The organism is Thermoplasmata archaeon (assembly GCA_038874435.1).
Taxonomy (GTDB): Archaea; Thermoplasmatota; Thermoplasmata; order Lutacidiplasmatales; family SKW197; genus SKW197.
The window spans coordinates 1-11,642 of sequence record JAVZCK010000033.1 but is presented as its reverse complement, the minus strand read 5'-3'; the positions used below and the strand labels follow the sequence as shown (position 1 = coordinate 11,642).

General features: G+C 41.4%; 12 protein-coding genes and 1 pseudogene. 8 read left to right on the top strand and 5 right to left on the bottom strand.

Annotated elements, in window-relative coordinates:
• The 8 genes and pseudogenes from QXD64_08580 to QXD64_08545 form a co-directional block, all read left to right on the top strand.
• The coding region (locus QXD64_08580; protein ID MEM3397362.1) for a calcium-binding protein at positions 1-290 on the top strand (290 nt) is incomplete at its 5' end.
• A gap of 63 nt (positions 291-353) precedes the next feature.
• Positions 354-1,061, top strand: coding sequence for an archaeal proteasome endopeptidase complex subunit alpha (gene psmA, locus QXD64_08575; protein MEM3397361.1), 708 nt, complete (start codon positions 354-356; stop codon positions 1,059-1,061).
• Between the two features lie 3 nt (positions 1,062-1,064).
• Positions 1,065-1,769: a ribosome assembly factor SBDS gene (locus QXD64_08570; GenBank protein ID MEM3397360.1), complete on the top strand. Its 705-nt coding sequence runs from the start codon at positions 1,065-1,067 to the stop codon at positions 1,767-1,769.
• Positions 1,770-1,788: 19 nt separating this feature from the next.
• Positions 1,789-2,493, top strand: a complete 705-nt coding sequence (gene rrp4, locus QXD64_08565; GenBank protein MEM3397359.1) for an exosome complex RNA-binding protein Rrp4 — start codon at positions 1,789-1,791, stop codon at positions 2,491-2,493.
• A gap of 29 nt (positions 2,494-2,522) precedes the next feature.
• Positions 2,523-3,287, top strand: coding sequence for an exosome complex exonuclease Rrp41 (gene rrp41, locus QXD64_08560; protein ID MEM3397358.1), 765 nt, complete (start codon positions 2,523-2,525; stop codon positions 3,285-3,287).
• A 4-nt stretch (positions 3,288-3,291) separates the two neighbouring features.
• A complete protein-coding gene (rrp42, locus tag QXD64_08555) occupies positions 3,292-4,071 on the top strand; it encodes an exosome complex protein Rrp42 (protein MEM3397357.1) in 780 nt (259 codons plus the stop codon).
• Between the two features lie 23 nt (positions 4,072-4,094).
• Positions 4,095-4,343, top strand: a pseudogene (locus QXD64_08550) (50S ribosomal protein L37ae).
• Positions 4,344-4,455: 112 nt separating this feature from the next.
• Positions 4,456-4,584: a DNA-directed RNA polymerase subunit P gene (locus tag QXD64_08545; GenBank protein MEM3397356.1), complete on the top strand. Its 129-nt coding sequence runs from the start codon at positions 4,456-4,458 to the stop codon at positions 4,582-4,584.
• Positions 4,585-4,591: 7 nt separating this feature from the next.
• On the opposite strand, the gene QXD64_08540 is transcribed toward QXD64_08545, so the two are convergent.
• The 5 genes from QXD64_08540 to QXD64_08520 all read right to left on the bottom strand — a co-directional run bounded on the left by QXD64_08540 (position 4,592) and on the right by QXD64_08520 (position 11,495).
• On the bottom strand, positions 4,592-5,236 hold the full coding sequence (locus tag QXD64_08540) for a hypothetical protein (protein ID MEM3397355.1): 645 nt from the start codon (positions 5,234-5,236) through the stop codon (positions 4,592-4,594).
• Positions 5,236-7,077: a DNA methyltransferase gene (locus QXD64_08535; GenBank protein MEM3397354.1), complete on the bottom strand. Its 1,842-nt coding sequence runs from the start codon at positions 7,075-7,077 to the stop codon at positions 5,236-5,238. Before QXD64_08535 ends, QXD64_08540 begins: the two co-directional genes overlap by 1 nt.
• Positions 7,078-7,220: 143 nt before the next feature.
• Entirely contained in the window at positions 7,221-9,770 is a 2,550-nt protein-coding gene (locus QXD64_08530; GenBank protein MEM3397353.1) for a tetratricopeptide repeat protein, read from the bottom strand.
• Between the two features lie 74 nt (positions 9,771-9,844).
• Positions 9,845-10,210 carry a hypothetical protein gene (locus QXD64_08525; GenBank protein ID MEM3397352.1) on the bottom strand — a complete coding sequence of 122 codons (366 nt, stop codon included), beginning with the start codon at positions 10,208-10,210 and terminating at the stop codon, positions 9,845-9,847.
• A gap of 34 nt (positions 10,211-10,244) precedes the next feature.
• Positions 10,245-11,495 carry a tetratricopeptide repeat protein gene (locus QXD64_08520; GenBank protein ID MEM3397351.1) on the bottom strand — a complete coding sequence of 417 codons (1,251 nt, stop codon included), beginning with the start codon at positions 11,493-11,495 and terminating at the stop codon, positions 10,245-10,247.
• Positions 11,496-11,642: the final 147 nt, after the last annotated feature.

Genomic DNA, 11,642 nt, shown 5'->3' with positions numbered 1-11,642 from the left:
ATGGTTTGAGTGATGGCGAAGAAATTCTGATTACAAACACAGACCCCTGGAGTCCAGACAGTGATGCTGACGGCCTAAAAGACAGCGTAGAATACACCCTCGGCCTAAACCCACTGAGCAACGACACGGACACTGACCAATGGCTTGATGCACAGGAATTTCAATACTGGAAGAGCAAGGGCCTGAGCGACACAAAAGCAGCAGAATACTGCAAGACCCCAGATGTTGATGGTGATTCCATCACGGACTACCAGGAAGTTTTCGGCTACAATGTCAAAATCATCACCTAAAAGAGGATAGCGAATAGTTTATATTTGAGTGAAATATCTGCATACCTTGGTGTTAGTATGGATATGCAACCAGGTCAGATGGCATATGATAGGGCGATAACTGTATTCTCGCCAGATGGACGATTGTTTCAGGTAGAGTATGCAAGAGAGGCGGTGAAGCGCGGTTCCACAACCCTGGGAATTCTATTCAAGGATGGGGCAGTTTTGCTTGCAGACAAGCGCGTTTCTTCAAAGCTTGCAGTCCCCCATTCTATTGAAAAGATTTATGTGTTAGATGAGCACATTGGTTGTGCAACCTCAGGGCTTGTGGCTGATGCAAGAGTGCTTGTGGATTACGCAAGGGTAATTGCCCAGATTAATAAGGTAACCTACAACGAAAAAATCTCTGTTGAGATGCTGGTTAAGAGAATCTGTGATTACAAGCAAACCTACACCCAGTATGGTGGTGTAAGACCATTCGGCACTTCTCTGCTTGTTGCAGGCGTAGATGAGTTCGGGCCTCAGCTTTTTGAGACAGACCCAAGCGGTTCCCTCACTGGCTATAAAGCAGCATGCATAGGAGCAAACAAGGAGAAGGTGCTGGAATACTTTGAGGAGAATTACAAAGACGACCTTTCGATGGACGAGGCAATAGTTCTGGGATTGAAAGCACTGAGGGAAGTTTCAAAGGACATTCCGCTTTCAGTTGAGGTAGGTACTGTAACTAAGACAAAGCCATTTAGCAGGATACCTCAGGAAGAGGTGCAGAAGTATCTGGAGAAGGTGAAGTAAAAAATGGTGAAGTTAGAGGATTCAGTGGTAGCGCGACTTCAGATAGGTGAGAGCACATTTGAGGTGCTGGTTGACCCGAAAGCAGTTCAGTTAATACGCGATGGAAAGGAGATAAATCTGATGGATTACCTTGTAATCGATGAAATTTTCAAGGATGCAAGGAAGGGCGAAAGAGCATCAGAGGAACATCTGAAGAAAAATTTCGGCACTGAAGATGTGCTGGAAATTGCAAAGACAATAATTCTGAAAGGAGAGGTGCAGCTCACAACAGAACAGAGAAGGCAGATGCAGGAGGCAAAGCGGAAGCAAATTGTGGAAATTATCGCAAGGAATGCTGTAAACCCTCAGACAGGTACCCCTCATCCACCAGCAAGAATTGAATCTGCCATGAAGGAGGCGAAGGTGCACATTGACCCCTTCAAACCAGCGGATGCCCAGGTCCAAGATGTGCTAGCTGCCCTTCGACCTATCATCCCGATTAAGTTTGACACCGTAAGAATTGCAGTGAAGCTTTCTCCAACCGACTATCCCAGAGTTATAGGCGACATTAAAAACTTTGGAAAAATTACACAGGAAGAATGGCAATCAAATGGATACTGGATTGGCATTGTAGAGATGCCAGCAGGCATGCAAACCGACTTTTTTGATAAACTGAATCAGAAAACAAAAGGTGCAGCTGAAACCCGAATTCTCAAATCACAGCAGTAAACTGTTAAAGAGTGATACCATGATGGAAGAAAATAAACAGATGCAGAATGTTGCCACAAGAAAAATTGTGGTGCCAGGCGAGTTGTTGATGAAAGGACATATGAAGCCAGGAGTTGGCACATATGCAAGAGATGGGCAGATTTTTGCAGCCACTGTCGGAATTTTGAATGTGCATGGAAATTATGTGAATGTGATTCCACTCAGTGGAAAGTATATGCCAAGAGTGGGAGATGTGATTATTGGTAAGATTATAGATGTGGCTCCCACAAACTGGCTTGTTGACATAAACGCACCGTATCCTGCGCCACTGCACATAAGCGGAACACCCTGGCGGATTGAAATGGGCGAAACCCAGAAGTATCTTAATGTGGGAGACATGGTGCTCTGCGAGGTTGAGGCAGTGGACGAGACCAAGCGAGTGATGGTGACAATGGGAAAGCCAGGATGCAAAAAATTGCTGGGCGGTGAGATAATTGAAATCACACCCACCAAAGTGCCGAGAGTTATTGGAAAGGGTGGCTCGATGATAAATCTACTGAAAAACTATACCAAGTGCAGAATCTTTGTGGGCCAAAATGGAAGAATCTGGCTGGAAGGAAATGTGGAACAAATTGCACTTGCGATACTTGCAATAAAGAAGATTGAGGAAGAGTCCCACTTGCTTGGTCTAACGGATGCGATAAAAAATTTTCTGGAAGAAAAAACCAGGAATCCAACACAGTAAGAGGTGAATCAGTTATGAGTGGAATAGGTATGGAAAACAAACCAAAGTTAGTTGATGAAAATGGTAGAAGAATAGATGGGCGAAAGCTGGATGAACTTAGACCGATAAGAATTGAGGCTGGTGTGCTGAAGAGAGCTGACGGTTCTGCCTATGTTGAGTGGGGAGAAAATAAGGTTCTTGCTGCAGTTTATGGACCCAGAGAAGCAAAACCCAAGCACATTCAGAACCCTGCAAAGGCAATCGTGCAATGTCGCTACAACATGGCACCGTTCTCTGTGACTGAGCGGAAGAGACCTGGCCCTGATAGAAGGTCCGTGGAAATCTCAAAGATCACAGGTGAGGTTTTTGAAAATGTGCTCTTTCTGGAAATGTTTCCCAGGGCTTCTGTGGACATTTTTATAGAGGTCCTTCAAGCAAACGCAGGGACTAGATGTGCAGGGATAACTGCAGCCTCTGTTGCGCTTGCAGATGCAGGAATCCCAATGGCAGACCTTGTGCCTGCCTGTGCTGCTGGTAAAATCGATGGACAGATTGCCCTTGACCTCAAAAAGGAAGAGGACAACTACGGGGAGGCAGACCTTCCAGTGGCAATAATCCCGAGGACGAAAGAGATAGTCCTGCTTCAGATGGATGGAAATATGTCACAAACTGAATTTGAGACCGCTTTAAACATGGCAATAGATGCCTGTATGAAAATTTATGAACTCCAGAAGGAAGCATTGAAGAACAAGTATAAGTGCGAGCAGGAAGTGGAAAGAGAAGAGAGCCAGACACCAAAACAGGAGCAGAGGTGAAACAATGGGTGAGGATATTGTTTCAGAAATAATGCGAGAGTATCTCCAGCAACTTGCAGCCAAAGGAACAAGAATAGATGGAAGAAAACATGATGAATACAGACAGATTGAGATAAAGAAAAATGTGATATCTTCAGCTGAGGGCTCGGCCCAGGTATCAATAGGAAATACCTCGGTGCTGGTGGGTGTAAAGATTGAACTGGGTGAACCCTTCCCAGACACACCAAATGTGGGCGTGCTCACAACCAATGCAGAGTTGATTCCCCTTGCCTCACCTACTTTTGAGGCAGGCCCTCCAAACGAGGAAGGTATTGAACTGGCTAGAGTTGTGGATAGGGGCTTGCGAGAAGGGCGTGTGATAGACCTGGAAAAACTGTGTGTTGCACCGGGCGAAAAGGTCTGGATTGTTTTCGTTGACATTCATGTCCTGGACTACGATGGAAATCTGTTTGATGCTGCCTATTTAGCATCACTTGCAGCCCTCACATGTACAAAGGTGCCAGCATCTGCCCACGGTATGGGTGAGGACTTTCCATTGCCTCTGAATGGTTTACCAATTGAATGCACGGTGGTGAAAATAAAGGATACTCTGATGATAGACCCAGCACTGGATGAGGAAAAAATTGCAGATGCACGCCTCACCATGGCTATAGATGAAAATGGAAACATAAGGGCAGTTCAGAAAGGGCTCTCAGGCTCGTTTAGTGTTGAGGAAGTAAAGAAAGTTATAAGTATGTGTCAGGTGTCTTCCTCTAAACTGCGGGAAATTCTCAAATCAAGCTGAAAAACTTCAGAAGGTGGTTTCCCATGTCAAGACGAACAAAGAAGGTCGGAATTGCTGGTAAATATGGACCGAGGTACGGAATAAGGATAAGGCGCAGGTTGCACGATGTTGAAACTGAAATGAGAGAAAAACATCCCTGTCCAGAATGTAACACTGGCGTTTTGAAAAGAGTAAGCACGGGCATCTACGAATGCAGGAAATGTGGTGTAAAGATTGCAAGTAGTGCCTACTATCCCACACCGCCAAAAGCAATTACAAAGAAGATCGAAGAGGAAGAAGAGGCGAAGGAAGAGACAAAGAAAGAGCCAGAGAAGAAGGTTAAAAAGGTGAAAAAAGTGAAGGTGGAGGAAGAAAAAGAAAAGAAAGAGTCGGAGGAGGAAGCGAATGTATAGGTGTGCCAGATGCAAGGAGCCACTCAAACCCGATTCAATCACCCTCCAGTGTGAAAAATGCGGCTGCAGGATGTTCTACAAGGACAGACCAAATGTGAAGAAAGTGATTAAGGCGAGGTAAATCTATTTTATGGGAGTTCCCAAGAAAGTCCTATTTTCTCTAAGAGGGTTTTTATCTTGGCTGGCTTTATTTTTCTTTCTCTTATCCCTGATAGGACTTGGTGGAGTCTCTCCTCATCTGTCTCGTTCGCAACATATTTGAAAAAGTTATAAAGAAAAGCCCTTCCTTCATAATGCCAGTAAATTATATCTTCCATAATAAAGAGCCATTTTATTACCTTTAACAATACATCTGTCCAGCTGATGGTGCCGATTGAAACAGGTGTTTGTGAAAGTAGTTGATCCACATTGTTTTCACGACATTTATATATTTCTGTTATAAGTTGCCAAAGTTTTTCAAACTCCGATTGATTTGTCATTTTAACACGTCGTAAAATAAGCCCTAATTCATCGTGTCTTCCTTCATCTATTCCACATGCTTGGGGAATTTCAACTTTGAAATCAAAATTCCATTTTACGCCTGGTCTGTGAATATAAAGCATCCCACCAGATGATAAATTCTCTACAGGATATCTAAATTCTGTGCCTTTTCCCTTCTTGTCCTTTTCAAACTCAATGAATGCTGACACTACGCTTTCCACTATTTTGAAGCGATCCATTGGAACCATTATTTTAATCATTGGGCCTTCGATAATTTGTTTTTTATTTTTCATTAAATCACCTTCTTCAAGATAAGGATACTCTCCTCCCGTATATACCCTTCGCTGCTTTTTTGCAATTCCCGTCCTATGAGTTTGTCCAACATAAAACCTACAGCCTTTGCCAGTTCCAGAAGAATTCTATCATTCGGTACTTCTATGGTACCATCATTAACAGTAAAATGGTTATTTCCTATCACTATGGCACACTTAGCATTCTTTTTCATCACTCTGTACATTTCTCTAAGAGATTGGTACATGTCTATGTAAAATTTAAAACATCTCAATCCCTGCTGTTCTCTACCTTTTGTTAACAGAACATTTACAATTTCTCTTGCAGTAGGAGAGACATCTAATGGATTATTTTTATGGGTCTTTATTTTTTCAAGCAACTCTTTTCTATCATAATTTACTCTTGGGTTTCCTATCATTTCTTCTTCTATCTTTTCAATGGAATCTGTTAATTCTAATAAGACTAACTGTGGATAATCATTTTTTATGTAATCTAAAGCGACAGAATATGGCGGGGAGTTCACGATTCCATCTATTATCTCATCCTCTATAAACTCTTTCATGTTTCTTGTATCTCCAACGTAACATGTAGATTCACCTATGTCAATTTTTAGGATTTCAGACAGCTTTCTAAAGAGAAATAATCTTAAATAAAGTTCTTCTACTCTCCTCTCAAATACATCTAAAAACTCATCTTTTGTTCTCCTAGTGATATCACTTATGGCACCGCTTAATCCTAAAAGCAAGAAATCACTAATTAGTTTATCTTCGATAAGACATATTTGTTCTCTGCAGAGAAGGATTTGTGGTATTACCTTCTCTTTTTCGCTTAAACAATTTTTTAATTTATCAGCAACGAATTTAGATTTTTCTCTAATCTTATTAATAACACGATTCTTATCGGAATCTAACGTAGGTTGTCCCGTCATTACATTTTCATATGCCTTAATGATTTCTCTAACATTTTTAAAGTATCTGGTGATTTCTACTTTCAATTTATTAATATCTATTAATAATGAATTTGTTTTTACATTACACATGAGCACGGAAAGAGGATTTATTTCAATCCCTATACTAGTAAGTCCCATAAGAGAAGATTCTACCAATAATGTACCACTACCTGCAAAATTATCCAGAACGACACCCTCGTCATGAGGGCATATATAGTTTAATAGCGCCCTAGCCATTTTAGGGTGGAATTTACCTTTGTATGGATGAAAGTAATGGGACAGATATAGCGACGGTTCCTCACGAATCGCAAAATAATCTTGCAGTCTCTTTCCTATGCTAAGGGTTGAGGACGCAGGAATCCTGTATATTTCATTTATTGGATATGAGAACAAAATCTTCACATTCTTTTCCACTTCGTGCTCATTCCTGCTTAACTTCGAGATGTACTCAGATTTCTCAAGAAAATATTGGTGAGTTATTGCTCTGAAACATATATATCTATCTGCTCTAAAAAAATGAAAATTCTTTCCTATAGAACCTTCTGGGAAAACAGATTTTGCAATATCCTCTGGTTGTCCATTCAACTCCATAATTAGATAAATTTCACGAGTATATCCAAGTCGTCTCACCAACTTTCCAAAGCAATCAGGTGATTTTGATATTCCCGAGTATCCCTGGATTCTACCATATGGTAGTTCATAAGTTATGTAATCTTCTACTCTTTCAGGTAGGTTCATAAATCTGCACAATGGCTCATCACAAAGTTTATTTGCAAAATTAAAGATTGGTTCAACCACTCCAAACAAGCTTTCCAGTTCAAGTTTTGCAAGCTCCACAGATTCATGTTCACTTTTTATATTGTTAAATAGCTTGAAGAACCAGTAACATTCCATTTTTGAGACCTCCACCTATGAAAGTTGTGATAGCAGTTTTTCTTTGTGCTGAGAACGATATATTAGTTTCTTCCATTTCCGTATTCTACATAACAATGGGTTCTTTATATCCCTTTCCTTCATTTTTTTTTCAATTTGGGTTATCAGAATTTCCCATTAATTTTTTCCAACTCACTGTTTATCTTTGCCAACATTCCTTTAGTTCCCATCCTCTCAAAAAATTCTTTCGCTTTCATCAGATTTTCCCTTGCTAAGTCATGCTTTCCCCAGCGGATGTACATGCGACCCATGTCATATCTGCAAGTGTAAACCCTCTCAGCCCTCTGAATCACAATATATATATCCAGTGCCCTTTCGTAGTATTCCTCCGCTTCCTTAAACCTGCCCATCGCAACCATCACTCTACCAAGCGCAGAACAGGCATCGCCTTCATCTTCCTTGTTTCCTTCATTTGTTGCCACTACAAGTGCCTCCTCCGCATAAGGCAGAGATTTTTCCGCCTCTCCAAGTTCTGCGTAAATCACAGCCAGGTTTGATAAAATCATGCAGAGCATCCGCTTTTCTCCAATTTTTCTTGATTCACTCAGTGCTTCCTTATAATGTTTCAATGCCGTCGTGTAGTCGCCGTTCTCCTGGTAAATCGAGGCGATGTTGCTTAAAGCCATAATTTCCGAGGTTTTGTATCCAATTCTTCTTGAAAGTTCCACATCTTTCCAGTACACCTTAATCGCCTTCTCATACTCTCCTCTCAAGGCATAAATATCAGCCAGATTGTTGTAAATTGCACACAGGCCAGACAAATCGCCAATTTCTGTGTACAGTTTTTCGGCTTCTCTGAAATACTCTAATGCCTTCTCAATTTCTCCTTCATCGCTGTAAAGAATTGCCAGATTGTTGTATGTGTCTGGAAGGCCCTCTTTCAGGTTATGCTTCTTCCTTATTTCGAGTGCCTTTTCAAGATACTTCCTGGCTTCAAAAATGTTGCCGATGCACCAGTATCCAGTTCCCATCCTATGATTCACCGCACCAGCGAGAACCTCATCGTTCATTCTTTCGCAGTTTTTGAGGGCTTGCTGATAGTATTCGACAGCGATTTTGTATTCTCCTTTCAGCTCGTAGGTCCAACCCAGATTCATCAATGCTGAGGTGTTGAGGGCATCGTCTTCTGATTTTGTTTCCAGCACTTCTGTGAGCAGTTTCATGCTTTCGTCAAAATTTCCCTTTCTTGTATGGGGCATGCTGAGCCGCAATTTTATCCTCATTTTTTCTGTCCAATCTTCCGCAAGAGCCAGCGCATTCTGGTATGCTGCGATTGCTTCATCATAGTTTGAGAGAATGTAATAACAATCGCCCAGCATTCTGTATAGTTTACATCCATAGTCCTTCTTTTCCTTACTCTCTTCAATTTCACTGATAACGCTCTCAGCATCCTTTAAATTTTCAATTGCATCTTCCATTGCATAATTGGAGAGGGCATACTCACCGGCAAGCACCTTGTATTTAACACCTTTAAGAAACTCCCTGGCAATTATGAAGTGCTTTCCGAGGCGCGAATGATAAACCGGCTCGTTTCCGTGAAGTTTTTCCAGCTCTGTACCCACAATCTTATGCATTATTCTTTTTCTTTGAGTAGAAATTTCGTCATACACCCATTCATAGACAGGGTTGTGGACGAAGCGGTATTTTTCCTCTTCACCTGGAACTTCAGCAAGATAACCAGTAGCAATAAGCTCGTCTAAAATCCCCAGAAGTTTTTCCTCATCCATGCCTGTAAGTTTAGAAAGGAGTGGATACTCAAATTCTCTACCCACAACGGCACAGGCCCTTAGCACCTTCTTAGCATCGTCTGAAAGACGAGAGATTCTGAGACCCACTATACTTCGCACTGTTGCGGGCATTTTCAATTGTTCCAGCGGCACTCTAAATTTCTGCTCTTTAGCATCAAAAAAATCTTGTTCCTTTATGCCCTTTCCAAGCTCTTCCACAAATAAGGGGTTACCTCCTGTTTTTTCATACACCAAGAACAGGATATTATCTGGAAGATTCACAGACAGCAAGTTTGCGAGAATCTGGGCTACCTCCATTTTTTCAAGATTTTTAATTTCTAGTGTTCTTGCATTCCTTTCTATGTTGATGTTCTGCACCGTGTCTGCAAAATGCGAACTACCACTTCTCAAAAATTCAGTAGCATAAGCTGCAAGGCAAATCATCGGAATTTTGGCAATGTTCCTTGAAAGATAGTGAAGGAAGCTGATGGTTCCAGAGTCCGCCCACTGCAGGTCATCAAGTACAAACACAAGGGGTTTCTCTGCAGCCAGCGTCTCAAATTTCCGCAGAAAACTTTCCAATCTCCTAGTGCGTTCTCGTTCAGCATTATACAGGTTTTCCGCAGCAATCTCACCTACAATCGAAAGACCTATAGGTACAACTTCCTTCGTCTTTTCAACCTCTACATGCCTGAATACATCGTGGAGAGGTAAAAACGGGGCAGCTTTCGTATCAATGCATCTGGAGAACATAATACGGAAACCCTCTTTTTCCGCAATTTTACAGAATTCCTCCATCAATCTGGTCTTTCCAATTCCCATCTCACCAATAATAAAATACATTACTCCCTTGCCAGATTTTGCAGAAGAGAGGGCAGCACATAACTCAGAGAGTTCATGTTCTCGGTCAACAAAAGGAGTTTCCATGTTTCTTGGATAACCAAGAATTAGAAAAATGTTATTGTGATTTAACTCATAAAAGAGAGGAACATTGAAGGAAGCTAAATCAAGTCCATTTCTTCCCTAATTCTTTTGACCCAGAACTGGTTGCCAATCCGTTCGAAAAATTCCAAAGCTCTATAAAGCAATTCTCTTATGCCAGATATCTTACCGAATTCATAGAGGGTTTTGTGGTAATGGTTGTCTCTCATTCCGATGTCTTCGTATATTTTTATTGACAAGCGTAGAGATTCCATAGCCCGCTCTTTATTTCCCTCTGCTGCATAAAATTTTCCCCACAGGTAGTTCACATATGCAACTGTCAATTTTTCCTCAACATTTTTTGTAATCTTTTCAATTTCTTTGAGAATTGGGAGTGCTTTTTCAAGCTCTCCTCTTAGAATGTGCACTTCTGCAATTCCAATCAACCCCCATGGTTCTCCAGTTTTAGAACCAATCTGCCTAATAGAGCTGGAGCGATCTACTATAGGATTCAAGGGCTCTTTCATATTCTCCGATTTCTAGATAGACATCACCAAAATTCTTGCAGGAAAGGGCTATATCCCATGTATCATGACTCCGTTCCCATAATAAAAGGGCCTTCTTGTAAAACTCAATCGCCTTCTCGTATTCTCCTTTCACGAAACAAATTCCGCCTATGTTATGGTATGCAGTTGCAATTCCAGATAGGTCGCCAATTCGTTCCTTTAAAGTCAAGCTCTTATAACTAAATTCAAGTGCCTTCTCATAGTCACCCTTATTGTGATAAGTTACCCCTAAGTTGTTGTAAGAGGTGGCAATCCCATAAACATCCCCTAAGCGCTCTTTTAAGGCCAGGCTCTTGAGATAAAACTCCAATGCCTTCTCAGAATCTCCCATGTTATGATAAATTGCCCCAATGTTGTTGTATGTTGCAGCAAGCCCTCTTACATCATTTATCTCCTCCCTGTGTTTCAAAGCCCTATTCAGATACTCAAGACCTTTTTCACTTTCGCCTAGATACCAGTAACAGCTTCCAATTCTGTGCAGTGCATCGCCAATGTCTTTTTCAGCACGAACTCTCTCAAACACCGCTATCGCACGCTCCTGCAGTTCAATTGCGTGCCTATACTCTCCTCTCCTTTCGAGCACGTAACCCTTCACAGACCATACTCTAGCCAACTCAAGATTGGCATTGGACACTCCAGACAACACTTGCTCTGCATTCTCCGCATCCTGGATTGCCTTCTCATAATCACCTTTCTGTATGTTTATCTCACATCGTTTTCTGTAGCTTCTGCCTGCCTCAACAGGGTCTGTTGTTATTAGGTTTGCAATTCTACATTTGAGAATCTCCAGTGCTTCATCATACCTGCCGGCAAGCTCAAGTACCTCAGCAAGTTCCCACCATGTCTGCAGCCGCAGTTCCATATAACAAGTATCTTCTCCCATTGCGTTCAGCACTTCGGTGTAAATCCTTATCGCCTCTGCATTTGCAAATCGTTTTTTAGCTGTTCTCCCTGCAACTAAGCCATACTCTATTACTTTATCTCGCAGCCCAGTCCTACTGTAATGATATACGACATCCTCCAGAATCTCGTCTCTTCCAGCTTTATATTCTTCTTCTAGAACTTTTGCAACAATTTCATGGTAGATATTTTTAAGTTCACCGGAAAGTTCTGCATAAAGCACTTCTCTGATCTTTGCATGTTCAAACCTGTACTTTTCTTTCAAGGATTTGATTAATTTATGTACTCACTAACTTCCCAAGTTTTGAGTAATATGTATTTCCAGCTCATTAAGCAGTTTTCTCGTGGATTTTGTCACTTCATTCACAAAGTTCTGCTCCCCTACGGTCACAACATAAACTTTGGATAACTC

What these genes read in the sequence shown, in the direction of transcription:
- QXD64_08540 (MEM3397355.1), bottom strand. Translation starts at nt 5,236, where the DNA reads ATGAAAAATAAAAAACAAATTATCGAAGGCCCAATGATTAAAATAATG.
- rrp4 (MEM3397359.1), top strand. Translation starts at nt 1,789, where the DNA reads ATGATGGAAGAAAATAAACAGATGCAGAATGTTGCCACAAGAAAAATT.
- rrp42 (MEM3397357.1), top strand. Translation starts at nt 3,292, where the DNA reads ATGGGTGAGGATATTGTTTCAGAAATAATGCGAGAGTATCTCCAGCAA.
- QXD64_08530 (MEM3397353.1), bottom strand. Translation starts at nt 9,770, where the DNA reads ATGGAAACTCCTTTTGTTGACCGAGAACATGAACTCTCTGAGTTATGT.
- psmA (MEM3397361.1), top strand. Translation starts at nt 354, where the DNA reads ATGCAACCAGGTCAGATGGCATATGATAGGGCGATAACTGTATTCTCG.
- rrp41 (MEM3397358.1), top strand. Translation starts at nt 2,523, where the DNA reads ATGGAAAACAAACCAAAGTTAGTTGATGAAAATGGTAGAAGAATAGAT.
- QXD64_08535 (MEM3397354.1), bottom strand. Translation starts at nt 7,077, where the DNA reads ATGGAATGTTACTGGTTCTTCAAGCTATTTAACAATATAAAAAGTGAA.
- QXD64_08545 (MEM3397356.1), top strand. Translation starts at nt 4,456, where the DNA reads ATGTATAGGTGTGCCAGATGCAAGGAGCCACTCAAACCCGATTCAATC.
- QXD64_08570 (MEM3397360.1), top strand. Translation starts at nt 1,065, where the DNA reads ATGGTGAAGTTAGAGGATTCAGTGGTAGCGCGACTTCAGATAGGTGAG.